The sequence below is a fragment of the Massilia timonae genome, from assembly GCF_001866515.1.
Lineage (GTDB): Bacteria > Pseudomonadota > Gammaproteobacteria > Burkholderiales > Burkholderiaceae_D > Telluria > Telluria timonae.
The window spans coordinates 1,990,137-2,013,892 of record NZ_JRYB01000001.1 but is presented as its reverse complement, the minus strand read 5'-3'; the positions used below and the strand labels follow the sequence as shown (position 1 = coordinate 2,013,892).

General features: G+C 65.8%; 22 protein-coding genes. 9 read left to right on the top strand and 13 right to left on the bottom strand.

Annotation, left to right across the window (positions count from 1 at the left end; all coding sequences use genetic code 11):
- Nucleotides 1-56: 56 nt before the first annotated feature.
- The 5 genes from astB to LO55_RS08680 form a co-directional block, all read right to left on the bottom strand.
- A complete protein-coding gene (gene astB / locus LO55_RS08700; RefSeq protein ID WP_005664725.1) occupies nucleotides 57-1,397 on the bottom strand; it encodes an N-succinylarginine dihydrolase in 1,341 nt (446 codons plus the stop codon).
- 2 nt (nucleotides 1,398-1,399) lie between these two features.
- Nucleotides 1,400-2,896 (bottom strand): succinylglutamate-semialdehyde dehydrogenase, encoded by a 1,497-nt coding sequence (gene astD / locus LO55_RS08695; protein ID WP_071361161.1) that lies wholly within the window; start codon nucleotides 2,894-2,896, stop codon nucleotides 1,400-1,402.
- Nucleotides 2,889-3,941, bottom strand: coding sequence for an arginine N-succinyltransferase (gene astA, locus LO55_RS08690; protein WP_071361160.1), 1,053 nt, complete (start codon nucleotides 3,939-3,941; stop codon nucleotides 2,889-2,891). The genes astD and astA overlap by 8 nt, the downstream gene beginning before the upstream one ends.
- A complete protein-coding gene (locus LO55_RS08685) occupies nucleotides 3,932-4,993 on the bottom strand; it encodes an arginine N-succinyltransferase (protein WP_071361159.1) in 1,062 nt (353 codons plus the stop codon). The genes astA and LO55_RS08685 overlap by 10 nt, the downstream gene beginning before the upstream one ends.
- Nucleotides 4,994-5,108: 115 nt before the next feature.
- A complete protein-coding gene (locus LO55_RS08680; RefSeq protein WP_071361158.1) occupies nucleotides 5,109-6,350 on the bottom strand; it encodes an acetylornithine/succinyldiaminopimelate transaminase in 1,242 nt (413 codons plus the stop codon).
- Nucleotides 6,351-6,624: 274 nt separating this feature from the next.
- Between LO55_RS08680 and LO55_RS08675 the strand changes: the two genes are divergently transcribed.
- The gene (locus LO55_RS08675; protein WP_071361157.1) at nucleotides 6,625-7,068 is read left to right on the top strand and encodes a RidA family protein; all 444 of its coding nucleotides are present in this window, start codon (nucleotides 6,625-6,627) and stop codon (nucleotides 7,066-7,068) included.
- A gap of 357 nt (nucleotides 7,069-7,425) precedes the next feature.
- Here LO55_RS08675 and LO55_RS08670 read toward each other — a convergent pair whose 3' ends face one another.
- A complete protein-coding gene (locus LO55_RS08670; protein WP_005664717.1) occupies nucleotides 7,426-8,364 on the bottom strand; it encodes a GlxA family transcriptional regulator in 939 nt (312 codons plus the stop codon).
- 218 nt (nucleotides 8,365-8,582) lie between these two features.
- Between LO55_RS08670 and LO55_RS08665 the strand changes: the two genes are divergently transcribed.
- From LO55_RS08665 to LO55_RS08645, 5 genes are all read left to right on the top strand, one after another.
- Entirely contained in the window at nucleotides 8,583-9,017 is a 435-nt protein-coding gene (locus LO55_RS08665) for a MarR family winged helix-turn-helix transcriptional regulator (RefSeq protein WP_229409737.1), read from the top strand.
- Nucleotides 9,014-9,295 (top strand): hypothetical protein, encoded by a 282-nt coding sequence (locus tag LO55_RS08660; RefSeq protein WP_005664713.1) that lies wholly within the window; start codon nucleotides 9,014-9,016, stop codon nucleotides 9,293-9,295. Before LO55_RS08665 ends, LO55_RS08660 begins: the two co-directional genes overlap by 4 nt.
- An 88-nt stretch (nucleotides 9,296-9,383) precedes the next feature.
- Complete coding sequence (locus LO55_RS08655; protein ID WP_005664712.1) at nucleotides 9,384-10,217, top strand: HDOD domain-containing protein; 834 nt, start codon at nucleotides 9,384-9,386, stop codon at nucleotides 10,215-10,217.
- A 264-nt stretch (nucleotides 10,218-10,481) separates the two neighbouring features.
- A complete protein-coding gene (locus tag LO55_RS08650) occupies nucleotides 10,482-11,279 on the top strand; it encodes a glucose 1-dehydrogenase (RefSeq protein WP_071361156.1) in 798 nt (265 codons plus the stop codon).
- Nucleotides 11,272-13,092, top strand: a complete 1,821-nt coding sequence (locus LO55_RS08645) for a glycoside hydrolase family 15 protein (protein WP_071361155.1) — start codon at nucleotides 11,272-11,274, stop codon at nucleotides 13,090-13,092. Before LO55_RS08650 ends, LO55_RS08645 begins: the two co-directional genes overlap by 8 nt.
- Before the next feature lie 381 nt (nucleotides 13,093-13,473).
- On the opposite strand, the gene secF is transcribed toward LO55_RS08645, so the two are convergent.
- The 5 genes from secF to queA form a co-directional block, all read right to left on the bottom strand.
- Entirely contained in the window at nucleotides 13,474-14,496 is a 1,023-nt protein-coding gene (gene secF, locus LO55_RS08640; protein ID WP_071361154.1) for a protein translocase subunit SecF, read from the bottom strand.
- 15 nt (nucleotides 14,497-14,511) lie between these two features.
- Nucleotides 14,512-16,386 (bottom strand): protein translocase subunit SecD, encoded by a 1,875-nt coding sequence (gene secD, locus LO55_RS08635; RefSeq protein ID WP_071361153.1) that lies wholly within the window; start codon nucleotides 16,384-16,386, stop codon nucleotides 14,512-14,514.
- Between the two features lie 55 nt (nucleotides 16,387-16,441).
- Nucleotides 16,442-16,771 carry a preprotein translocase subunit YajC gene (gene yajC / locus LO55_RS08630; RefSeq protein ID WP_005664704.1) on the bottom strand — a complete coding sequence of 110 codons (330 nt, stop codon included), beginning with the start codon at nucleotides 16,769-16,771 and terminating at the stop codon, nucleotides 16,442-16,444.
- Nucleotides 16,772-16,949: 178 nt separating this feature from the next.
- On the bottom strand, nucleotides 16,950-18,089 hold the full coding sequence (gene tgt / locus LO55_RS08625; RefSeq protein WP_071361152.1) for a tRNA guanosine(34) transglycosylase Tgt: 1,140 nt from the start codon (nucleotides 18,087-18,089) through the stop codon (nucleotides 16,950-16,952).
- A gap of 10 nt (nucleotides 18,090-18,099) precedes the next feature.
- Nucleotides 18,100-19,122 carry a tRNA preQ1(34) S-adenosylmethionine ribosyltransferase-isomerase QueA gene (gene queA / locus LO55_RS08620; protein ID WP_071361151.1) on the bottom strand — a complete coding sequence of 341 codons (1,023 nt, stop codon included), beginning with the start codon at nucleotides 19,120-19,122 and terminating at the stop codon, nucleotides 18,100-18,102.
- Nucleotides 19,123-19,227: 105 nt separating this feature from the next.
- Between queA and recG the strand changes: the two genes are divergently transcribed.
- Nucleotides 19,228-21,288, top strand: coding sequence for an ATP-dependent DNA helicase RecG (gene recG / locus LO55_RS08615; RefSeq protein WP_005664700.1), 2,061 nt, complete (start codon nucleotides 19,228-19,230; stop codon nucleotides 21,286-21,288).
- A 31-nt stretch (nucleotides 21,289-21,319) separates the two neighbouring features.
- A complete protein-coding gene (locus tag LO55_RS08610) occupies nucleotides 21,320-21,703 on the top strand; it encodes a hypothetical protein (protein ID WP_229410110.1) in 384 nt (127 codons plus the stop codon).
- Between the two features lie 15 nt (nucleotides 21,704-21,718).
- Here the strand turns inward: LO55_RS08610 and LO55_RS08605 are convergent, their stop codons facing one another.
- Nucleotides 21,719-22,456: an NYN domain-containing protein gene (locus LO55_RS08605; protein WP_071361149.1), complete on the bottom strand. Its 738-nt coding sequence runs from the start codon at nucleotides 22,454-22,456 to the stop codon at nucleotides 21,719-21,721.
- 182 nt (nucleotides 22,457-22,638) lie between these two features.
- On the opposite strand from LO55_RS08605, the gene LO55_RS08600 reads away from it, so the two are divergent.
- Nucleotides 22,639-23,385 carry a tetratricopeptide repeat protein gene (locus LO55_RS08600; protein ID WP_071361148.1) on the top strand — a complete coding sequence of 249 codons (747 nt, stop codon included), beginning with the start codon at nucleotides 22,639-22,641 and terminating at the stop codon, nucleotides 23,383-23,385.
- A 12-nt stretch (nucleotides 23,386-23,397) separates the two neighbouring features.
- On the opposite strand, the gene LO55_RS08595 is transcribed toward LO55_RS08600, so the two are convergent.
- On the bottom strand, nucleotides 23,398-23,754 hold the full coding sequence (locus LO55_RS08595; protein ID WP_071361147.1) for a glyoxalase superfamily protein: 357 nt from the start codon (nucleotides 23,752-23,754) through the stop codon (nucleotides 23,398-23,400).
- Between the last annotated feature and the right edge of the window lie 2 nt (nucleotides 23,755-23,756).

Below are 23,756 nucleotides of genomic sequence, written 5' to 3'. Positions count from 1 at the left end.
GCCCAGCGCTGCCCTGCTTATCTAGGGCAGGGATCTCCCGCCCGAATACTACATCGTTACCAATCGTACAGCCCCGGCAATCCAAGGATGCGGGTAAGTTCTTCCAGCGCCGTCGCGCATTCGATGGCCAGCTGCGGATCGGCCAGGTCCTTCGGCTCGATGCGGTCGCGGTAATGTTGCTCGACCCAGGCCACCAGCCGCGCATACAGCGCCTCGGTCATGATCACGCCCTGGTGCATGGCGGCGGCTTCTTCGTCGGTCAGCACCACGCGCAGGCGCAGGCAGGCCGGTCCGCCGCCATTGCGCATGCTCTGGCGCAGGTCGAATTCGACCAGCTCGTCGATCGGGCCGCCGCTGGCGACCAGGCCGGCCAGGTAGTTGGCCACGGCCGGGTTCTCGCGGCACTCGTGCGGCACCACCAGCGCCATGCGGCCGTCCGGCTTGGACAGCAGCTGGCTGTTGAACAGGTAGCTGGCCACGGCATCGGCCACCGGCACCTGGCCGCTCGCCACGCGCACCGCCTGCAGCTCGGTATCGACGCCGGCCAGGGCGCGGCGCAGCGCGTCCAGGGCGCCCTCTTCGTCGGCAAACGCCTGCTCGTGATAGAACAGCACGTTGCCGTTGCCGACCGAAATCACGTCGTTGTGGAACACGCCCTGGTCGATCACGTCCGGATTCTGGGCGGCGAACACGGTGCGCGCCGGGTCCAGGCCGTGCAGGCGCGCGATCGCTTGCGACGCTTCGAGCGTCTGGCGCGCCGGGTATTTCCTGGGGGCCGGGGCCGACGGGTCGAACTCCACGCGGCCATAGACGAAGAATTCGACGCCGGCGGCGCCATGGCTGGCGGCGAAGCGCGTGTGGTTGGCGGCGCCCTCGTCGGCGAAGGCCGGCACCGACGGCAGGGTGTCGTGCACCACGAAACGATTGCTGTCGGCGAAGATCGCGCGCAGCGTGCGGGTCGCCTGCAGGTGCTCTTCGGAGCGGTGCAGCTTGTTGTTCAGGTTCGCTGCGGTAAAGTGCACGCGGCCGTCGAGCGAGTCGGCCGACGGGCTGACGGTGCCGGCGTTCGCGGTCCACATCGGCGCGGCCGACCAGGCGCAGGCCAGGATCACGGGCGCTTCGCGGTAGGCGCGCGCCAGGACGTCGGCGTCGGTGCCGGAGAAACCCAGGCTGCGCAGCAAGCGGAAGTTCGGACGGCCCTGCGGCGGCATCACCGCCTGGGCGAAGCCGCGCGCGGCCAGTTCGCGCATCTTGGCCAGGCCCTGCAGCGCGGCCTGGCGCGGGTTCGAGGCCGAGCGCACGTTGTTGAACGAAGCGACGTTGCCGAACGAGAGGCCGGCGTAGTTGTGCGACGGGCCGACCAGGCCGTCGAAGTTGAATTCACGGGCGTCACGCATGCTCAGGCTCCTGGCGCCGGGAAGGTCAGGCCGGGCGACAGCTTGGCCGGCATTTCCAGTTCGGCGGTCTCGATCGAGGCCACCGGGTAGGCGCAGTAGTCGGCCGCGTAATACGCGCTAGGGCGATGGTTGCCCGACTTGCCGACGCCGCCGAACGGCGCCGAGCTGGCCGCGCCCGTGGTCGGACGGTTCCAGTTGACGATGCCGGCCCTGGCGCGCACGGCAAACCGCTTCCACAACTCTTCCGACGGCGACAGCAACGCGGCAGCCAGTCCGAATTCGGTGGCGTTGGCCACGCGCAGGGCCGCGTCGAAGTCGTTCACGCGGATCACCTGCAGCAGCGGGCCGAACCATTCTTCGTCGGGGATGCCTTGTGCATCGGTGGTGTCGACGATGCCGGCGGTGACGAAGCCGGCATTGGTATCGAGCTGGCGCATCTGCAGCAGGATGGCGCCGCCCTTGGTCGCCATGTCGGCCTGCGCCTGCACCAGGCGCGCCGCGACAGCGCTCGAGACCACCGGTCCCATGAACGGCTGCGGCTCGGCGTTCGACGGACCGACCTGCAGCTGCGCTGCCACTTCGACCAGGCGCTTCAGGAAAGCCTGGCCCGCTTCGTTGTCCTGGATGACCAGGCGGCGCGCGCAGGTGCAGCGCTGGCCGGCCGAGATGAAGGCCGACATCACGGTATGGTGAACGGCGGCGTCGATATCCACGGGGTTGTCACTGAGATCCCAGACCACCAGCGGATTGTTGCCGCCCATTTCCAGCGCCAGCATCTTGCCCGGCTGGCCACCGAACTGTTTATGCAAGGCGGCGCCGGTCTGGCTGCTGCCGGTGAACAGCACGCCGTCGACCAGCGATTCCTGGCCCAGCGCGATGCCGGTCTCGCGGCCGCCGTTGACCAGGTTCAGCACGCCCTTCGGCAGGCCGGCCTTTTCCCACAGTGCGACGGTCTTCACCGCCGTGCGCGGCGCATACTCGCTCGGCTTGAACACGACGGTATTCCCGGCGATCAGGGCCGGCACGATGTGGCCGTTCGGCAGGTGGCCGGGGAAGTTGTACGGGCCATACACGGCGAACACGCCGTGCGGACGGTGGCGCAGCACGGCATTGCCGTCCGCGACCTTGGCCTGGCTTTCGCCGGTGCGCGCGCTGTAAGAAAGGACAGAAATGTCGATCTTGTTGGCCATGGTCGCAACCTCGGTGCGCGCTTCCCACAGCGGTTTGCCGACTTCCTCGGCGATGGTCGCCGCCAGCTCCTCGGCGTTTTCCTTCAGCAGGTCGCGAAAACGGATGGCGACGGCGATGCGTTCTTCGAGCGGGCGCAAGGCCCAGGCTTCGAAGCTGTCGCGCGCCGCCTGGGCCGCGCGCGCCACGTCTTCCTGGGTCGATTCGCTGCTGGTCCAGGTCTGGCGGCCGGTCGACGGATCGACGGTGGCCAGTTCGCGACCGCTGCCGGCGAGCCACTCGCCGTTGATGTAGTTCGAGAGATTAGCCATGGGAAGTCTTCCTGGTATTGAGTGTCAGGGTGCGCACGTTGTCGCCCGCGCTGCAGCCCAACTGGGCCAGTTCCTCGGGCTTGAGGACCACGCTGGTGGCGCCCGGCACGGCGCGGGTCAGGATCATCCGGAAATCGCCGAGGCGGGTGTTCGACACCAGCATGTGCTCGGTGTCCGGGGCAGCGTCATGGTCTTCGACCGGCAGCCCTTCGGCCGCCACCGCCAGCACGCTGTCGCGCACCGCGCGCAGTTCGGACACGCGGCCCTGCAGCACCGGACCGGCGTCGAAGATGTCGACGTAGCCCTCGTAATGCATGCCTTCCTGCTCCAGCAGGCGGCGCGCCGGCTGGGTCGAGGTGTGCACCTTGCCGATCACGTCGATCGCCGATTGCGGCAGGTAGTCGACGTACAGCGGCTGGCGCGGCATCAGCTCGGCGATGAAGGACTTCTTGCCGATCGCGGTCAGGCCATCGACGTGGTTGAAGTCCATCTTGAAGAAGTGGCGGCCCAGGCCTTCGTAGAACGGCGAGTCGCCCGCCTCGTCCTGGTAACCGCGCATCTCGGCGATGATCTTTTCGGTGAACAGGTGCTGGAACTGGGCGATGAACAGGAAGCGGCTCTTGGACAGCCACTTGCCGTTGAAGCCGGCGCGGTACTGCGGCAGCAGGAACAGCGAGCACAGTTCGGTCGAGCCGGTGAGGTCGTTCGACAGGTACAGCGTCTCCATCCGGGTGAACACGTTCAGCTCGCGGCTGCAGTGCACCAGGGTGCCGATGCGGTAGTTGTAGAACGGCTCGGTCAGGCCGACCGCGCCCTTGATCGCGCACACGCCGGCGATGCTGCGGTCCTGGGTGTGCTCGAGCACGAACATGTAGTCGCGCTGCTCGGGCGGGATGGTTTCGGCGAACGAGGCCTCGGAGGTGGCCAGGCGCTGGCCCAGCATCTCGGGATCGGGCTTCAGCGTCGTCATGCCGCTGCCGGCCTGGCGCGCCATCTCGATCAGGGCGTCCAGGTCGGAGGTCTTGGCGGAACGGATCACGAGCATGCGGGTTCTCCCTGGATGCGCACGCACACCACTTCGTCGCCCGGCGCCACGCCCAGCGCCTGCTGGACGTCACGCGGCAGCGCGATGGTGTGCGCATGTTCGATCGGCGCCGTGCGCACGGTCACGGCGCGGAAACCGTTGTCGACGGTGGCGACGGCGTAGTCGACAGGCGCCACATCGGGAGCAGGTTCATGCCCGTGAGCAGGCCCCGCGCCCACGCGCAGCTTGTGCGAGGCGCAGAACGAGCGCAGCGCGTTCTTGTGCGCCTGCAGGATCGGGCCACCGTCGAAGATGTCGATGTATTCGTCGGCTTCGAAGCCTTCTTGCGCCAGCAGGTCGAAGGCCATCTGGCCGCCGGGATGGATCTGGCCCAGCGCGGCCTGGGCGTCGCCCGGCAGCAGCGGCACGTAGACCGGATAGTGCGGCATCAGCTCGACGATCAGGGTGCGGTTGCGGGCGCCCTCGATCAGGCGCTCGGCCTCGAGGAAATCCATCTTGAAGAACTTGCGGCCCAGCGCATTCCAGAACGGCGACTGGCCGTCGGCATCGAGGCGCCCGGCCAGCGGCACGAAGAAGCGGTCGCCGAAGCGGTGCGGCGCCAGCATCGCATACAGCAGGCGCGCGCGCGACAGCAGCGCGGCCTCGACGCCGGCGCTGTCGCGGTGGCGCAAGAAGAAACCGGACAGCTGCGAATAGGCGGTCAGCTCGGAGCACAGGGTCAGCGCGTGCACGCTGTGGCTGATGTTCAGGTCGCGCGAGACCTGCTGGATCACGTCGTTGCGGAACGCGAAATAGGTGCCGTTCGAGCCGGCCGAGGCGTGGATGATGGCGGTGCCGACCACTTCGCGCGAGCGCAGGTCTTCCAGCACGAACAGGTACGACTCTTCGCTCGGGATATCGACCTGGGCCGCGAACGAGGCGATCGAGCGCTCGACCGCCGCGACTATGCCTTCACGCGTGCGCGGGAGCGTGTGCACGCCCGGCATCGAGATAGCCGCCATCGCTTCCAGCGCGCCGATGTCGGCGCGATCTACCGGACGGACAACATACATGTGTACTCCCTGGTGATACGTAAGTGGAGACAATCAGTAGAGACAATCAGTGAGGACAATGCCCGCGGCCGGCCCCGCCCTCCCGGGCGGGCCGGCCGCGACCGGGGTGTGGCGATCAAGCGCCGGCGAATTCCGCCACCGCCGCGCGCATCAGGCGGTCGGCTTCGACGATCTGTTCGTCCGACACCACCAGCGCCGGCGCCAGGCGCACGACGTCGGGACCTGCGATCAGCAGCATCAGGCCCAGCTTCTCGCACAGCTTGGTGTAGTCCTTCGAGCGGCCCTTGAAGCCTTCGGCCATCGGCAGGCCGATGAGCAGGCCCATGCCGCGCGGCTGGCCGAACACGTTCGGATAATCCGCCGCCAGCTGCTGCAGATTGGCCATGACCTTGGCGCTGGCTTCCTTGACGCGGCCCAGGAAGGCCGGCCGGTTGATCAGCTCGAGGACCTTGAGGCCGACGCTCGACGCCAGCGGGTTGCCGCCATAGGTGGTGCCGTGGGTGCCGACCGCCAGGTACTGGCCGATCTCGGTGGTGGTCAGCATGGCGCCGATCGGATAGCCGTTGCCCAGCGCCTTGGCCGAGGTCAGCACGTCCGGCACCACGCCCATCTGTTCGTAGGCGAACAGCGAACCGGTGCGGCCCATGCCCGACTGCACTTCGTCGAACACCAGCAGCGCGCCGGTCTTGTCGCAGAACTCGCGCAGCGCCTTCAGGTAGTCCGGGTTGCCCGGGATGACGCCGCCCTCGCCCTGGATCGGTTCGACGATCACGGCGGCGACGTCGTCGGTGATGGCGGCGCGCGCCGCCTCGATGTCGTTGTACGGGATGTGGGAGAGGTCTTGCGGCAGCGGTTCGAAGCCTTCGGTGTACTTCGGCTGGCCGCCGACCGAGACGGTGAACAGGGTGCGGCCGTGGAACGACGACAGGCAGGACACGATGCGCGACTTGTGCGGGCCGAACTTGCCGTGCGCGTACTTGCGCGCCAGTTTCAGGGCCGCTTCGTTGGCTTCGGCGCCCGAGTTGCAGAAGAAGGCGCGTTCAGCGAAGGTGGCGTCGATCAAGGCCGAGGCCAGGCGCAGCACCGGCTCGTTGGTATAGCCATTGCCGATATGCCACAGGGTGTTCAATTGCTTGGTCAGCGCTTCGTTCACTTCCGGATTGGCGTGGCCCAGGGCGGTGACGGCGATGCCCGAGGTGAAGTCGAGGTAATGCTTGCCTTCCTGGTCCCACAGGTCCAGGCCCGACGCGCGCACCGGCACCATCGCGGCCGGGGCGTAGGTGGGGACCAGGACCTCGTCGAAGGTCTGACGGCTAACCGGCAGCGTGGCGATACCCGAATCAAGCTGAGCGTTCATTGGCTTCTTCCTCTTGCAATGGTGAATGAACCGCGGATGATACCCGCATTGTCGGGCCATTATAGGAACGCTGACTGACAACATCTTTTAGAAGTGCGACAGGCATTTTCATTTTTGGACGGAGAACTGACGCGCGCTGTCGTTGGCTCGATAGCAACAGTACCGCACACTGTCCTCGTGTGCCCGCAGACGACCCACACCGCTTGACCTCAAGTTAAGTTGAGATTTTATAGTGACCCGATCGCTGCCGTTGCAGCTTTTCCCAGGGACACCCATGCATTCCGTCAACTCCACACACGCAAGGCATTCATTCATCAACCCGGCGCAGCTGTACGATCCGCGCCCCAACGCTTATACCCATGTTGTGGTAGCCAGCACACCTGCACGCATCGTCCATGTCGCAGGACAGGGAGGAGAAGACGATGCCGGTCGGTTGGCCGCTGACTTCGAGACGCAGGTAAGGCAGGCGCTGACCAACCTCGGCGCGGCGCTGGCCGCCGCCGACGCCACCTTTTCCGAGGTCGTCAAGATCACGGTGTTGATCGTCGATCACGACGCCGACCGGCTCGCCATCTTCGGCCGCGCACTCGGCGCCGCCTGGGGTGTTCATCCACCGCCGGCCTGCACCCTGATACCAGTTGCCCGGCTGGCCCTCGACGGCATGCTGTTCGAGATCGACGCCATGGCCGTGTCCACGCTGCCAACGAGCCTGACGTGACGACCGGCGCAGCGTATCGCGCCGGCACGCCGCCGGCTGCCGCGCCGGCAGCGCTCGCAACGCCGATGTTGCTGTTGATGGCGGTCGCCCTACCCGGCGGCGGCGCCATGCATGGTCGTACTGGCCTTCATGCTGTGGCGTACGCTGACTCGTTCGCGCAACACGGTACCGATGCGTTACGTGGAGATCCTGCGCTCGCTGCTGACCTTGACCGCGCGCCATCCGCGCCGGCCTGGCCGTGTTGAGCGGGTGCGCGCTTGCCCATGACCATATGCTGGTCCGCGCTGGCGCCCGACAGTGACCGTTCGCCGCCGGGACAGCGCAGCAGCGGCGGTCTGTCGCGTTGGCTGCCCAGGCTTACTGCGCCAGCTTTCGCTGCCGCTCTTCCCTCGGCGTATTGCCGAACAAGGCCCCGAATGCCGTCGAGAAATGCGATCCGGAGGAAAAGCCGCACATCAGCCCGACCTGCACGATCGAGTGATTGGTGTCGAGCAGCAGCTGGCGCGCGCGGCGCAGGCGCAGTTCGAGGTAGTAGCGCGACGGCAGGCTGCCCAGGTACTGCTTGAACAGGCGCTCCAGCTGGCGCCGCGAAATGCCGGCCAGCTGGGCGATCTCGTCGGTCGAGAGCGGCTCTTCGATGTTCGCTTCCATCAGCGCCACCGCCTCGGACAGCTTCGGCTGCAGGGCGCCGAAGCGGGCCTGCAGCGCCACCCGCTGGCGTTCGTCCGGGCCGCGCACCCGGTCGATGCACAGGGTTTCCTTTACTTGCGCCTGGGCCGTGGCGCCGAACAGCAGCTCGACCAGGGTCAGGGCGAAGTCGATGCTGGCCGCGCCGCCGCAGCAGGTGAGGCGGTTGGCGTCGAACTCGTACAGGTGGGGCGTGAGCAGGGCCTGCTCGGCCTGGGCGTTCACGTCCGGATACAGGGCCCAGGGCAAGGCGGTGCGGGCGCCATGCAGGACGCCGGCGTCGGCCAGCCACAGCACGCCGGCGCCGACGCCGCCCCAGTATGGCGCGGCGCGGCAGCGCTCGATCAGCGCGCGCAGGTTGGCCGGGCGCAGGGCCGCCTCGGACTCGTCGGCCACCAGCAGCACCAGGTGCCAGTGGCGCCCGGCATCGCCCATGAATTTATCGGGACCGCGCACGTCGACGTGCAGGCGCTCCGGCCCCAGCACCTTGGCCGCCAGCCGCAGCGGCTGGTACAGCCCGGACCAGGTCAGCGCATCGGGCTCGCCGGCGTTCACCAGCAGGATGCGCAGCGGCCGCTCCTGCGCCAGCAGGGACAGGTCAGGCTGCATCGCGGCGGGTGTCGGATGCCATGGGAGCGGTGGATGCGCGGCGGGCGTGATGAAAGAACATGGTCGTCTATCATACCGGAGAACAACCAGCACGTTTCGAGCCGGCTATGCCTCCTGCAGAATCTTGCGTAGCGGGCAACGGAAGGCGCGGCGGACGGCTATAATCCCGGCCCATGGGGGAACGATATCTAAAAAGCGTCCGGCTGCTGGCCGAGTGCATGCAAGGCTTCGAGCGGGTCTCGGGCGACGCGGTGCGCCAGAACGGGTTGACGCATGCGCAGTTCGATATCATCGCCACGCTGGGCAATACGACCGGCATGAGCTACAAGGAACTGGGCGAACGCACCCTGATCACCAAGGGCACCCTGACCGGCGTCATCGAACGCCTGGAGCAAAAAGGCCTGGTGCTGCGCGAGCGCAGCTGCGACGACAAGCGATCGTTCTTCGTGCGCCTGACGCCTGCTGGCGACCAGGTGTTCTGCGATGTGTTCCCGAAAGTGATTGCACGTGGAAAAGAATTATTCACCGCCTACAGCGATGCCGACTTCGCCGCGCTCGAAGACGCGCTCGGCCTGCTGCGTGCGCGCATCCGCGGCAACGACGATGGCGACAGCCCCACTCCCTCCCCATTCCACCTGAAGGAAACGCCTTGAAAACCTCTCTCATCGACGGCAAGAAGCCAGCCCATTTCGACAAGCACATCATCGGCAACATCCTGCTCGACGTCGCCCCACTGGACGAAGTGCGCGAGGAACCGATGCTGATCGGCGTGCGCAACGAAGCCGGCGAGATCTATCGCCTCATCGGCGCAACCAAACTCAACAGCTACATGAACGCGGTCGAGGAACTGCTCGACCTCGGCCTGGTCGACGAACTGGAAAACCTCGAAGAACAGAAGGAAGGGTGCGACGCCATTTTCGGCGAAGAGTAAGCACCTGGGTGCCACGGCCCCATTGAAATCGATACCGTAGGGCAATATTTTTGCAAGCAAGGTGTTGTGTTAGGGGTATAATTTTTTCATGGACCAAGTCTCCGCACTCGACAGCATCGCCGCCGAAGCCAGCCGCGGCGAACTTGCTTTCCCCACCAGCGTCAACGCCACGCTGACCCTGCAGCGGGCGCTGGGCGAACCCGACTGCCATATCGATGCCGCCGCCCGCCTGGTGCAGGCCGAGCCGCTGCTGGCGGCGCGCACGGTCGCGATCGCCAACTCGGTGGCCTATAACCGCAGCGGCAACGACGTCACCAATGTGCGCGCGGCGGTCCAGCGCGTGGGCTTTCGCACGCTGGGCGCCCTGGCGGCCTCGGTGATCGTGCGCCAGCTGGCCAGCGAGATCCGCGATCCCGGCCTGCGCCACAAGGCCGACCAATTGTGGGCCCACTCGGCCCACGTGGCGGCCCTCAGCCAGGTGATCGCGCGCCGCGTGTCCTTCGTCGATCCCGAAACGGCGCTGTTCGCCGGCATCGTGCACGAGGTCGGCGGCTTTTATCTGCTGTCGCGCGCCGAAGCCCTGCCCGGCCTGCTGGACGACAACCTCGACGCCTGGCTCGACCATGGCGAAGCGGCCATCGGCCGCGGCGTGCTGCACAAGCTGGGCGTCCCGGCGCCGGTCATGAGCGCGATCGAAGCGCTGTGGGACGGCATGCGCGCGCTGCCGCCGGAAACCCTGGGCGACACCCTGTTGCTGGCCAACGACCTGTCGCCGCTGCCGTCTCCGCTGTTCGCGCCGCCCGGCGCCACCACCCATGCCGCGGCCGCGACCATCGACTTCGTGTTCGGCGAAGGCACGCTCAAGGGCGTGCTGGAAGAGTCGGGCGAGGAAGTGAAGAGCCTGACGTCGGCGCTGCTGTAAGCGAGCAAAAAAACGCCCGCTCGGTGAGGAGCGGGCCAAGTCCAAAACTAGGGATGTCCTGAAAGAGACAGGTCCATCTTATGCTTGCGGCGTGGCGCACTCCGTACGTTCACGCACACTATCGAACAAGCGCCGCATTCCGTTTGCCTTGCACCAGACGCCAGTCCAGGCGTGCATGTTCCATCCCTGCTTTCTGCTAAGGTCGTCCAGCCAGGACGCGACCGCAGAGCGCGTCCGGCGCAATCACGCTCTGGAGGACATCCCATGCAAATCAGCCTGAACGACCAGGTGGCGCTCGTGACCGGTGGCGACTCCGGCATCGGCCGCGCCATCTGCATCGCCTACGCCGCGGCCGGCGCCAAGGTGGTGGTCAACTACAACAGCAGCCAGGACAAGGCCGACGAAGTCGTACGTCAGATCAAGGAAGCCGGCGGCCAGGCGCTGGCGGTGCAGTGCAATGTGTCCAGCGAGGACGACGTCGAGCGCCTGTTCGCGCAGACCGAGCAGGCCTTCGGCGGCCTCGACATCCTGGTCGCCAACGCCGGCATGCAGAAGGATGCGCGCATCGCCGACATGTCGCTGGACGAGTGGAAAGCCGTGCTCGACGTCAACCTGACCGGCCAGTTCCTGTGCGCCCGCGCCGCGGTGAAACGCTTTCGCCGGCAGGGCAACCGTGGCCGCATGCGCGCCAACGGCGTCATCCTGTGCATGAGCTCGGTCCACGAGACGATTCCCTGGGCCGGCCACGTCAACTATGCCGCGTCCAAGGGCGGCATCGGCATGTTCATGCGCTCGCTGGCCCAGGAAGTGGCGCAGGAACGCATTCGCGTCAACGGCATCGCGCCCGGCGCCATCCGCACCCCGATCAACGAAGACGCCACCGAAGGCGAGGCGGGCAAGAAGCTGCTCGAGCTGATACCGTATGGACGCATCGGCGAGGTCGACGACGTGGCCAGCCTGGCGCTGTTCATGGCCTCCGACCTGGCCGACTACATGACCGGCGCCACGGTCTATGTGGATGGCGGCATGGCGCTCTATCCGGGGTTCGAAGACAATGGCTGAACCCAACGCAACGCGCCCGCCACGCCCGATCGGCGAGCATGGCGCCATCGGCAATATGGCCACGATCGCGCTGGTGGCGCTCGATGGCACGGTCGACTTCCTGTGCTGGCCCGACTTCGACAGCCCCAGCATCTTCGCCGCCCTGCTCGACCCCGAACAGGGCGGTCACTTCACCATCGCGCCCGAGATCGATGACATGCGCGTGGTGCAGACCTATGTGCCCGACACCAATGTGCTGCTGACCCAGTGGCTGGGCGAGACGTGCAACGTCGAGCTCATCGATTTCATGGTCGGTCCCGAGGAGCTCGGCCATGGCGCGGCGCGCCTGGTGCGCCGGGTGCGGGTCAGCAGCGGCGAAGCCCGCATCCGGGTCGATTGCCAGCCACGCTTCGACTACGCGCGCCAGCGGCCCGAAGTCACGGTGGGGCAAGACCACGTGCTGTTCGCGGCCAGCGGCGCGCCGCGCCTGCGCCTGTCGGCGCCGGTCGAATTCACCGCGACCGACGGCGGCGCCGGCGCCTCCATGGTGCTGCGCGACGGCGACATCATGGATTTCGTGCTCGACGAGGATGGCGACTCGGCGCTCGATGCCGGCGCGCGCGACGCCCTGCTGGCCGAGGTCGTGCGGCGCTGGCAGGACTGGACCCGGCGCTCGACCTATAAAGGCCGCTGGCGCGAGGCGGTCAACCGCTCGGCGCTGGTGCTCAAGCTGATGACCTCGTGCCGCCACGGCTCGATGGTCGCGGCCGCGACCTTCGGCCTGCCCGAGGTGCTGGGCGGTTCGCGCAACTGGGACTACCGCGCCACCTGGATCCGCGACGCCTCGTTCACCGTGTACGCGCTGATGCGGCTCGGCTACGTCGACGAAGCCAAGGCGTTCACGCGCTGGTCGGCCGAGCGGCCGAAGCACGATTCGACCGACGCCCACCTGCGCATCATGTATGCGCTGGACGGCAGCCCGGTAGGGGAAGAAATCGAACTCGACCACCTGGCGGGGTACGCCGGCTCCAAGCCCGTGCGCATCGGCAATGCCGCCGCCACCCAGCTGCAGCTCGACATCTTCGGCGCCCTGCTCGATTCGATCTATCTCAGCAATAAATATGGCGAGGCGATCTCCCATGCCGACTGGGTAGGCGTCTGCGAGGTCGTCAATTTCGTCTGCGAGAACTGGCAGCGCCCCGACGCCGGCATCTGGGAAGGGCGCGAGCCGCCACGCGAGCACCTGCATTCCCAGCTCATGTGCTGGGTGGCGGTCGACCGCGCGGTGCGCCTGGCCAGCAAGCGCTCGCTGCGGGCGCCGTTCGAGCGCTGGATCGCGGCGCGCAACGAGATTTCGCGCTACATCTGGGACACCTTCTGGAACGAGGAGCTTGGGCACTTCGTGCGCAGCAAGGGTTCGCGCGACCTCGACGGCGCGCTCCTGATGATGCCGCTGGTGCGCTTCGTCGGCTCGACCGACCCGCAGTGGCTGGCCACCCTGGATGCGATCGGGGAGCAGCTCGGCGACGATGCGCTGGTGCTGCGCTACGACCGCGACGACGGCCTCGAGGGCCAGGAAGGCGCGTTCGCGGCCTGCTCCTTCTGGTACGTCGAATGCCTGGCGCGCGCCGGCCGCATCGACCAGGCCCGCAACAATATGGAAAAGCTGCTCGCCTACGGCAACCACGTGCACCTGTATGCGGAGGAATTCACCAATCAGGCCGAGCTGCTCGGCAACTTCCCGCAAGCTTTTACTCACCTGGCCCTGATCAGCGCCGCGACCTATCTCGATGCGGCGCTCGACGGCAAGATCGAGCATCCCTGGCAGTTATAGATACTGCGGACAAAAAAAACCCGCGCCGTTGCCGGGGCGGGTAAAGTCCAAAACTAGGGATGTCCTGAAAGAGACGAGTCCATCTTATGCGAGCGGCGCCCCCCCCTCGGTGCGCCATTTCACATTTAACATGTCTTTTTTACATTCCCGATTCGAGGGCCGGAAATGCCGGACAAAAAAAACCCGCCTCGTTGCGGAAGCGGGTGAAGTCCAAAACTAGGGATGTCCTGAAAGAGACAGGTCCACTATAGGCGTGCGAAAGGGGGTAATCCGTGCGCTGCCACACACAACACTGTCGAATTCGTCGCGCAACGGATTCACATCAAACAAAATGCCGCCGCGGCATGGCCGGGGCGGCATTTTTCATGCGGAGCGGGTAGCTTAGACCACCGCGCCGTCGGTCTCGTCTTTTTCCTTGATCGGCTTGATCAGGTCTTCGCGCTTGACGCCCAGCCACATGGCCACGGCCGCCGCCACGAACACCGACGAATAGATGCCGAAGCAGATGCCGATGGCCAGCGCGATCGCGAAGTAATGCAGCGCGTAGCCGCCGAAGAACAGCATCGACAGCACCATCATCAGGGTCGAGCCGTGGGTGATGATGGTGCGCGAGATGGTGCTGGTGATCGCGTGGTCGATCACTTCCGGCGTCGACATCTTGCGCTGCTTGCGGAACATCTCGCGGATCCGGTCGAAGATGACCACCGATTCATTGACCGAGTAGCCCAGCACCGCCAGGGTTGCCGCCAGCACCGTCAGCGAGAATTCCCACTGGAAGAAGGCGAAGAAGCCCAGGATGATGACCACGTCGTGCAGGTTGGCGACCACGGCGGCGACGGCGAATTTCCACTCGAAGCGGATTGCCAGGTAGATCATGATGCCGACGACGACCATGATCAGCGCGTTCAGGCCGTTCTGGGCCAGCTCTTCGCCGACCGACGGGCCGACGAATTCCACGCGCTGCAGGCTGATCAGTTCTTCACCGGACGCGCTGGCGCAGCTGGTGTGGTTGACGACTTCACCTTTGTCGGTCGTGATCTGGCTCTGCTTCGGCGCACCGCCCTCGGCGGCGCAGATGGCGTTGAAGACGCGCGCCGAGGTGCCGGCCGCTTCCGTGCCTTCCAGGATCGGCAGGCGCAGCATGATGTCCTGGGCGGTGCCGAAGCTGGCCACCTCAGGGTGCGAATAGCCCATGCCGCGCAGCGTGTCGCGGATCTTTTCCTGGTTGGCCGCATGTGGATAGCGCAGCTCCATCACGGTGCCGCCAGTGAATTCCACCGAGAAGTTCAGCCCTTTGCTGAACAGGAAGAACACCGCGGCGACAAAGGTCAGCACCGAGATCGCATTGAGGATCAGGGCGTGGCGCATGAACGGGATGTCCCGTTTGATCTTGAAAAATTCCATGTCAGTCTCGAGTCCTTACTTCTTGGTGGGCGACATGCCCGGCTGCCAGACCGTGCCGATTGAAATCTTGGTCAGCTTCTTCTTGCGGCCGTACCACAGGTTGGCAAAGCCGCGGGCCACGACGACCGCCGAGAACATCGAGGTCAGGATGCCCAGGCAGTGCACCACGGCGAAGCCGCGCACCGGACCGGAACCGAAGATCAAGAGCGCCAGGCCGACGATCAGGGTGGTCACGTTGGAGTCGACGATGGTGTCCCAGGCGTGCTTGGAACCGGCCGCGATCGCCGCCTGCGGAGGGGCGCCGGCACGCAACTCTTCGCGGATGCGCTCGTTGACCAGCACGTTGGAGTCGATCGCCACGCCCAGCGCCAGCGCGATCGCGGCGATGCCCGGCAGGGTAAGCGTAATACCCAGGATCGACAGCAGGGCCAGCAGGAACAGCACGTTGGCCGCCAGCGCCAGCGCCGAGAACACGCCGAACAGGTGGTAGTAGATGACCATGAAGACCGCGATCGCTACGAAGCCCCAGATGGTCGAGTGCAGGCCGCGCTCGATGTTCTCGGCGCCCAGCTGCGGGCCGATCACGCGTTCCTCGACGAATTCCATCGGCGCCGACAGCGCGCCGGAGCGCAGCAGCAGGGCCAGCTCGTTGGCGTCCTGCGAGGTGCCCATATTGGTGATCTGGAAGGTCGAACCCAGTTCGCTCTGGATGGTCGGGGCCGACAGGACGTTGTACACGCCCTTCTCTTTGAGCAGGATCGCCATGCGCTTGCCGACGTTGTCGCGGGTGGCCTGGCGGATGCGGCGGCCGCCGTCGCCGTTCAGGTCGATCGAGACGGCCGGCTGCTGGTTCTGGTCGAAGCTGGCGGTGGCGCTCGAGATGTACTCGCCGGTCAGGATGATGTCGCGCGACAGCACGACCGGGGCGCCGCGGCCTTCGGTGAACAGTTCGGAATTGAGCGGGATCGCGGCCGACAGCTCGGTGCCCGGGGTCACGGTCTGGTCGACCATGCGCAGCTCGAGGGTCGCGGTGCGGCCGATGATGTCCTTGGCGCGCGCCACGTCCTGCACGCCCGGCAGCTGGACCACGATGCGGTCGGCGCCCTGCTGCTGGATGATCGGTTCGGTGGTGCCCAGCTCATTGATACGCTTGGACAAGGTCACGATGTTCTGCTTGACGCCGTCTTCGACGCTGCGCTTGATCGCGTCCGGCTTGAGGCTGACGACCAGCTTCTGGTCGGCGCCGTCGGCGGCGTCGGCAAAGTTCAGCTCGTTCGAGCGCGAGGTCAGCACATTGCGCGCGGTGGAGCGGGTCGCGGCGTCGCGGAAGCGCACTTCGATGGTGTCGCCCACGCGCTCGATGCCGGCGTGGCGCACGTTTTCGTCGCGCAGGTTGCTGCGCACGCTGGCCTGCAGCGCCTTGACCTTGTTGTCGATCACCGCACGGGTATCGACCTGCAGCAGGAAGTGCACACCGCCGCGCAAGTCGAGGCCGAGGCTCATCGGACCGGCGCCGATTTTTTCCATCCAGGCCGGGGTATTGGTGACCAGGTTGACGGTGACGATGTAATCGGGATTGGCCGGGTCGCGGTTCAGTTCGCGTTCCAGGGCCAGCTTGGCCTTGAATTGTTGTTCAGTGCCGGCGAAACGCACACGCACCGACGTCGTGTGACCGCTGCCTTCGAGGGAGAGTCCGGTATGGGCAATGCCGGCACGCTTGAGCGCATCCTCGACCAGGGTGGTGGAGGCGCTGGTGATGTTCAGGGTCGAACGGCCCGATGTCACCTGCAACGCCGGCGTTTCGCCGAAGTAGTTAGGCGCCGTGTACAACGCGCCGAGCAGCAGCGCGATGACGATCATTAGGTATTTCCAGACGGGATAGCGATTCATAGTGTTCCGGCGTTCAGGTTGGGCAGTGCGGCCTGCGGGCCGCACGGGCTTGCTCTTACAGGGCTTTCAGGGTGCCCTTCGGCAGCAGGGTGGTCACTGCGTTCTTCTGCACGGTGATTTCGGTGCCGGTCGCGATTTCCAGGGTCACGTAAGCATCGGTCACTTTCGAGACGCGGCCCACGATGCCGCCGGCGGTCACGACTTCATCGCCCTTGGTCAGTGCATCCATCATCGCTTTCAGCTCGCGCTGGCGTTTCTGCTGAGGACGGATCATCAGGAAGTACATGACCACGAACATCAGGATCAGCGGCAGGAAGGTCGTCAGGCTGCCCATGATGCCTGGGTCAGCGGCGGCGGTTTGCGCGTAAGCGTTGGAAATGAACACAAGAACTCCGATTGTGAAGTTAAAAAAATAAGCGGTGTATTCTAGCATCGGCCAGTCGCCGAAAACCAAATCTGGAGGTAGGTGATCTTGCTTTTCGGTATTGCAAGAGCTTGCTAGAAATTAAATTCCGGCGCCGCCGTCAATACGGCAGCGCCCGGCTCAGCGAGTGAGCAAGTGCTTACACGCCGCGTGCACGGCCCGCATTGAACGCGATACGGAACTCGTTGAAGCGGTCGGCATCGATGGCGTCGCGCATTTCCTGCATCAGCTTCAGGTAGTAATGCAGGTTGTGAATGGTGTTCAAGCGCGCGCCCAGGATTTCGTTCGAGCGGTGCAAATGGTGCAGGTAGGCGCGCGAGAAATTCTTGCAGCAATAGCAATCGCAGCTCTCGTCCAGCGGCGCCTGGTCGTCCTTGTAGCGCGCATTCTTGATCTTGACGTCGCCGAAGCGGGTGAACAGCCAGCCATTGCGCGCGTTACGGGTCGGCATCACGCAGTCGAACATGTCGACGCCGTTCGCCACGCCGTCGACCAGGTCTTCCGGCGTGCCGACGCCCATCAGGTAGTGCGGCTTGTTCTCGGGCAGGCGCGGGCCGACGTGGGCCAGGATGCGCTTCATGTCTTCCTTCGGCTCGCCCACCGACAGGCCGCCGATCGCCAGGCCCGGGAAATTAATATCCTCGAGGCCGGCCAGCGATTCGTCGCGCAGGTGCTCGTACATGCCGCCCTGGACGATGCCGAACAGCGCGTTCGGGTTGCCGCCGCCGGTGAACTCGTTCATCGAGCGCTGGGCCCAGCGCAGCGACATGCGCATCGACTTGGCCGCTTCTTCGGCGGTGGCCGGACGGCCGTCGATTTCATAAGGCGTGCATTCGTCGAACTGCATCACGATGTCCGAGTTCAGCGCGCGCTGGATCTGCATCGAGATCTCGGGCGACAGGAACTGGCGCGAGCCGTCGATCGGCGAGGCGAACTTGACGCCCTCTTCCGTGATCTTGCGCATGGCGCCGAGCGAAAACACCTGGAAGCCGCCCGAGTCGGTCAGGATCGGCTTGTCCCAGCCCATGAATTGATGCAGGCCGCCGAACTTGTTCATCACGTCCACGCCGGGGCGCAGCCACAGGTGGAAGGTATTGCCGAGGATGATCTGCGAGCCGACTTCCTTGAGTTCGACCGGCGACATCGCCTTGACCGAACCGTAGGTGCCGACCGGCATGAAGATCGGGGTTTCGATGGTGCCGTGGTTCAGCTTCAGGCGGCCGCGGCGGGCGTGCGACAGGCCGCTGGTGTCTTTCTTAAGCAGGGTAAATTCGAGCATCGTTTTTCTATCAACGTGAAGTGGTCGTCAGCAGCATGGCGTCGCCATAGCTGAAGAAGCGGTATTCATTGGCGATCGCATGGGCATAGGCCTTGCGGATCGGTTCAAAGCCGGCGAAGGCCGACACCAGCATCAGCAGGGTCGACTTGGGCAGGTGGAAGTTGGTGACCAGGCGCGAAACAGTCTTGAAGGTGTAGCCGGGCGTGATGAACAGCGCGGTGTCGGCGCTGCCGGCGACCAGCTCGCCGCTTTGCGAGGCCGATTCCAGCGCGCGCAGGCTGGTGGTGCCGACGGCGACCACGTCGCGGCCCGCCGCTTTCGCGGCGCGCACCGCGTCCACCGTCTCTTGCGAAATGGTGTACCACTCGGTGTGCATCTTGTGCTCGCTCAAATCCTCGACCCGCACCGGCTGGAAAGTGCCGGCGCCGACGTGCAGGGTAACGTAGGCGAACTTGACGCCTTTTTGCGCCAACTTGTCGAGCAGCGGCTGGTCGAAGTGCAGGCCGGCCGTCGGGGCGGCGACGGCGCCCGGTTCTTTCGAATACACGGTCTGGTAGCGCTGCTCGTCGAATTCGTCGGCGCTGTGCTCGATATACGGCGGCAGCGGCAGGCGGCCATGGGCTTCGATCAGCTCGAACACGTCGCCCTCGAAGTGGAGCGTAAAGAATTCGCCGGCGCGTTCGCCGGTCGTCACGTCGAAGGCGTCGGCCAGGCGGATGCGGTTGCCCGGCTTGGGCGACTTCGAGGCGCGCACCTGGGCCAGCACGGTGCGGTCGTCGAGCACGCGCTCGACCAGCACCTCGACCTGGCCGCCGGTTTCCTTGACGCCGAAGAAGCGCGCCTTGAGCACGCGGGTATTGTTCATCACCAAGAGGTCGCCCGGCTGGAGCTGGTCGACGATGTCGGAGAAGTGGCGATCAAGGATCTGATCACCGTCGAGCTGCAGCAAACGCGAGGCGCTGCGATCGGGCAGCGGCAGCTGCGCGATGCGCTCGGGGGGCAGCTCGAAGTCGAAATCGGAAAGCGAGTACATTATTCTCAATTCTGGGAAAATAAGCGCTGCCAGCTTTACAATACAGGCTCCAGCGCTGATGGCGAACCTTCTATTTTACGCCAGCGAGCGCCATTTTGCCGCGATATGCCCGCCTCCAAGACCACAAATCCACCCAAGACCCTCGAAAGCAAGCTCGCCCGCCTCGGACTGCGCAGCGACATGGACCTGGTATTGCACCTGCCGATGCGCTACGAGGACGAGACCCAGATCGTGTCCATCCGCGAAGCCTGCCTGCGCGGCGGCCACGTGTCGCAGGTCGAAGGCGTCGTGACCAAGAACGAAATCTCGTTCAAGCCGCGGCGCCAGCTGCTGGTGACCATCGCCGACGAATCGGGCGACCTGCTGCTGCGCTTCATGAACTTCTACGGCAGCCAGGTCAAGCAGATGGCGGAAGGCGTGCGCATCCGGGCGCGCGGCGAACTGAAACACGGCTTCTTCGGGGCCGAGATGGTGCATCCCGCTTATAAGGTGGTCAACGAGGGCGCGCCGCTGCCGAATTCGCTCACGCCCGTGTACCCCGCCGGCGAAGGCCTGTCGCAGACCGTGCTGCGGCGCGCGATCGCCGATGCGATGAAGCGGATCGACTGGAGCGATACCGTCCCCGCCGGCATCCGCGCCAAAATGGGACTGATCGACTTCGAGCCGGCCGTGAAGCTGCTGCACTATCCGCCGGCCGACGTCGACGAACATGCGCTGGGAGAGAAGTCGCATCCGGCCTGGGAACGCATGAAGTTCGACGAGCTGCTGGCGCAGCAGCTGTCGCTGAAACGGGCGCAGCGCGCGCGGCGCGAAAAAGGCGCGCCGCATCTACGTGCAGTGGGCAAGTTGTCGGAAGCCTTCCTTGCGGCGCTGCCGTTCAAGCTCACCGGCGCCCAGCAGCGCGTGGTCGAAGAGATCCGCACGGACCTAGCAGAAGGCTATCCGATGCAGCGCCTGCTGCAGGGCGACGTCGGCAGCGGCAAGACCGTGGTCTCGGCGCTGGCCGCCGCGCAGGCGATCGACAGCGGCTACCAGGCCGCGCTGATGGCGCCGACCGAGATCCTGGCCGAGCAGCATTTCCGCAAGATCGCGGCCTGGATGGAGCCGCTCGGCGTGAAAGTCGCCTGGCTCACCGGCAGCCTCAAGAAAAAAGAGAAGGCCGCGTCCAACGAGTTGATCGAGTCGGGCGAGGCGAACCTGGTGATCGGCACCCACGCGCTGATCCAGGACACGGTGCAGTTCGCAAAACTGGGCCTGGTGATCGTCGACGAGCAGCACCGCTTCGGCGTCGGCCAGCGCCTCACCCTGCGCAACAAGGGCAGCGACGGCCTGGTGCCGCACCAGTTGATGATGTCGGCCACCCCGATCCCGCGCACGCTGGCGATGACGTATTACGCCGACCTCGAAGTATCGGTGATCGACGAGCTGCCGCCGGGCCGCAGCCCGATCGTCACGCGCGCGATCGACCAGATGCGGCGCGACGAAGTGATCGAGCGCGTGTACGCGGCGGCGCTCGAAGGCCGGCAAGTGTACTGGGTCTGTCCGCTGATCGAGGAATCCGAAGCCCTGCAATTGCAGACCGCGACCGAGACCTACGAGACCCTGGCCGAATCGCTGCCCGAGCTGCAGGTGGGGCTGGTGCATGGCCGCATGAAGCCGCTCGAAAAGCAGGAAGTGATGGATGCGTTCACGGCCGGCCAGGTGCACGTGCTGGTGGCGACCACCGTGATCGAGGTCGGGGTCGACGTGCCGAATGCGTCCCTGATGGTGATCGAGCATGCCGAGCGCTTCGGCCTGTCGCAGCTGCACCAGCTGCGCGGGCGCGTGGGTCGCGGCTCGGCGGCCTCGGTGTGCCTGCTGCTGTACCAATCGCCGCTGGGCCAAGTGGCCAAGCAGCGCCTGATGACGATGCGCGAGACCACCGACGGCTTCGAGATCGCGCGGCGCGACCTGGAGATCCGCGGCCCGGGCGAATTCCTGGGCGCGCGCCAGTCGGGCCAGGCGATGCTGCGCTTCGCCGACCTGGAGCTCGATGGCTGGCTGGTCGACCGGGCGCGCGACGTGGCGCAGTATCTGCTCGACGGCGAAAAGCCCGAGAAGATCGCGGTGGTCGATGCGCACCTGGCGCGCTGGCTGGGTGGGCGCGAGGAATTCCTGAAGGTCTGATCGAAAGAAGACGATGAAGCCGGAACAACCATTGAGAATCGATGAACTGCGCGCCCTGGCCTCGGCCTCGGCGCCAGCGCTGGACAGCTGCGCATGCGAGATCGCGAGCTACCCTGGGTGGACGCGCACGCCGGTATCGTTCCCGCAAGCGCAGATGCGCCCGGCCGGCACGCTGGCCGGCGATCCCTACCTTGATCCGACGTTCGCCGAATACCATCCGCACGGGACCAATTACTGGTCGCCGGACGCGCCGATCGCCCTCCACTATTTCCCATACAACCGCTGCGCGGTCCAGCAATGCAGCGTGTGCCTGCGCTACTGCCTCAGCTATGTCGAAGCGGGCGGCTACTACGTCGAGCCGCGCATTCGCGCGCTCGACGTGCGGCATATCGTGGATGTGCCGGTCCCGAATTGAGTTCCGCGCCGGGGGCTACACCGCGCGCAGGATGGCTGGCTGCGGCAAACCTTCCGACGCCAGGCCCACACGGCAGTGGCCTCCTTCGGTCTGGTGCATCCGCAACAGATCATACGCCTCGAGCATCGTGCGCAGGTTCTTGTGCCCATAGGCCGCGTGGGAAAAGCCGGCGTGAGCCGCCCTCAAATGGTTGCCCAGCGCGCCGAGATCGACCCGGCCATCGGGCGATGACAGCGCCAGCGAGCGTACCGCCTCGACCACGAACCTCGGCCTGCGCTTGACGGCCGCCACTGACGCTGCAGGTGCCGGCGCGGCCTCCGGCGGCGCCGGCGGGGCCGATTCATGGAACCTGTCGCAGGCGTGGCGCAAGGCGGCCGGTGTTTTCGCCTCACCGAAGACATGCACGCTGGCGCCGCGCTCCTGCAGCTTGCGGCACAGGCCGACGAAATCGGAATCGCTGGTGACGATGACGAAACGGTCGGCGCGCCGGTCAAGCAGCATCTCCAGCGCATCCAGCGCCAGCGCGATGTCCGCCGTATTCTTGCCGGCCACATATTGGAATTGCATGCAGGGGGCGAACCCATGGCGCACCAGCGCGTCCTGCCATTTGCTCGCCAGGGCCGTGTGATTGCCGTAACCCCGCCGCAAGGCCACCCGTCCGAGGGTCGATGCCAGCTGCATCGCCTCGCCGATCACGGTCGGCTGCGCATTCTCGCAGTCCACGAGGACGGCGACATTCTGGTCCGGGGTCATATGAGTTCCTTTTGGGCAATTGTGTTTCACTCTAGCAGGATCTCGGCCGGATAAACACGCCCTGCCTCACGGTCCGCTAACAATGTTGCGAGGAACGCACTGTGAGAATCGGTGAGACATCCAGGCTGCGCGGTCGGCTATCTTTGTTGTCTTCGCGACCAACACAGAACCCGGAACCTGCAATGCCACTCATCGGACTTGGACTGCACTTCCTCATCGCCCTCTTCTTCGCGATCCATGCCGTGCGCAACGGTCGCCAGCTGTACTGGCTGCTGATCCTGTTCTCCTTCCCGCTGCTCGGCAGCCTCGCTTACTTCGTCGTGGAATACCTCCCGGCCTCGCGCCTCGAGCGCCGCGGCCGCATCGCCGGGCGGGCGCTCCAGAAGAGTCTCGATCCTGGCCGCGACGTGCGCGAGGCACGGAGCGCGTTCGACCTGACGCCGACCGCCCACAACCAGATGCGCCTGGCCGCTGCGCTGCTGGAAGCCGGCGAATCGGAGGAAGCGGTGCGCCATTACGACGCCTGCCTGAACGGACCGTTCGCGGGCGATCCCGAGGTCATCCTGGGCGCCGCGCGCGCCAATGCGGCGCACGGGCAGCCGGCGGCGGCGATTGCGCTGCTGGCGCCGCTGCAGTCGAAGCGTCCGGATTTTCGCGCCGATGAAGTCGGGCTGGCGCTGGGCCGCGCCTATGCCGCTGCCGGTCGGCAGGACGACGCGGGCGCCGAATTCGAGGCCGTGGTCGAACGCTTCGGCAGCATCGAGGCGCGCGTCGAACTGGCGCTATGGGCGCTTGCCAACGGCAAGGAGGCGGTGGCGCAGCGCGAGCTGAAGGAGGTCAAGCATGCGCGCACGCACATGGAAAAGCATACGCGGGAACTGCACCGGGAGCTGTTCAAACGGCTGGATGCCGCCACCGCGCCAAAGTAGGCTCCCGGCCCGCTAGCCGGCAAAGGTCAGCCGGTTCCCGAACGGATCCTTGACGCTCAGCTCGCGCGTTTCCCACGGTGTGTCTTCGATCCCGGGCCGCGCATAACCATATTGTTTGGCGACCAGCTCGGCATGCAGGCCATCGATGTCGTCGACCTCGATGCGCAGCGCCGCGCCAGGGCAGCAATCGCCGTGATGCTCGCTCAGGTGCAGCACGCAGTCGCCGCGCGAGACCTGCAGGTAGAGCGGCATGCCGGGGCCGAAACGGTGGTCCCAGTCGACCGTGAAGCCGAGGTAGTCGACATAGAACTCGCGCGCCTTGGCTTCGTCGAAGATGCGCAGGATCGGCGTAACGCTCCCGAGCTTCATGG

Excerpts from the sequence above, each read along its gene's own strand:
- tgt (WP_071361152.1), bottom strand. The coding sequence starts at position 18,089 with ATGCTCGAATTTACCCTGCTTAAGAAAGACACCAGCGGCCTGTCGCAC.
- secD (WP_071361153.1), bottom strand. The coding sequence starts at position 16,386 with ATGAATCGCTATCCCGTCTGGAAATACCTAATGATCGTCATCGCGCTG.
- astB (WP_005664725.1), bottom strand. The coding sequence starts at position 1,397 with ATGCGTGACGCCCGTGAATTCAACTTCGACGGCCTGGTCGGCCCGTCG.
- LO55_RS08665 (WP_229409737.1), top strand. The coding sequence starts at position 8,583 with ATGCAAGGCTTCGAGCGGGTCTCGGGCGACGCGGTGCGCCAGAACGGG.
- LO55_RS08670 (WP_005664717.1), bottom strand. The coding sequence starts at position 8,364 with ATGCAGCCTGACCTGTCCCTGCTGGCGCAGGAGCGGCCGCTGCGCATC.
- LO55_RS08655 (WP_005664712.1), top strand. The coding sequence starts at position 9,384 with ATGGACCAAGTCTCCGCACTCGACAGCATCGCCGCCGAAGCCAGCCGC.
- LO55_RS08595 (WP_071361147.1), bottom strand. The coding sequence starts at position 23,754 with ATGAAGCTCGGGAGCGTTACGCCGATCCTGCGCATCTTCGACGAAGCC.
- LO55_RS08600 (WP_071361148.1), top strand. The coding sequence starts at position 22,639 with ATGCCACTCATCGGACTTGGACTGCACTTCCTCATCGCCCTCTTCTTC.
- LO55_RS08675 (WP_071361157.1), top strand. The coding sequence starts at position 6,625 with ATGCATTCCGTCAACTCCACACACGCAAGGCATTCATTCATCAACCCG.
- secF (WP_071361154.1), bottom strand. The coding sequence starts at position 14,496 with ATGGAATTTTTCAAGATCAAACGGGACATCCCGTTCATGCGCCACGCC.
- astD (WP_071361161.1), bottom strand. The coding sequence starts at position 2,896 with ATGGCTAATCTCTCGAACTACATCAACGGCGAGTGGCTCGCCGGCAGC.
- LO55_RS08645 (WP_071361155.1), top strand. The coding sequence starts at position 11,272 with ATGGCTGAACCCAACGCAACGCGCCCGCCACGCCCGATCGGCGAGCAT.
- LO55_RS08680 (WP_071361158.1), bottom strand. The coding sequence starts at position 6,350 with ATGAACGCTCAGCTTGATTCGGGTATCGCCACGCTGCCGGTTAGCCGT.
- recG (WP_005664700.1), top strand. The coding sequence starts at position 19,228 with ATGCCCGCCTCCAAGACCACAAATCCACCCAAGACCCTCGAAAGCAAG.
- LO55_RS08650 (WP_071361156.1), top strand. The coding sequence starts at position 10,482 with ATGCAAATCAGCCTGAACGACCAGGTGGCGCTCGTGACCGGTGGCGAC.
- astA (WP_071361160.1), bottom strand. The coding sequence starts at position 3,941 with ATGCTCGTGATCCGTTCCGCCAAGACCTCCGACCTGGACGCCCTGATC.
- LO55_RS08605 (WP_071361149.1), bottom strand. The coding sequence starts at position 22,456 with ATGACCCCGGACCAGAATGTCGCCGTCCTCGTGGACTGCGAGAATGCG.
- queA (WP_071361151.1), bottom strand. The coding sequence starts at position 19,122 with ATGTACTCGCTTTCCGATTTCGACTTCGAGCTGCCCCCCGAGCGCATC.
- LO55_RS08685 (WP_071361159.1), bottom strand. The coding sequence starts at position 4,993 with ATGTATGTTGTCCGTCCGGTAGATCGCGCCGACATCGGCGCGCTGGAA.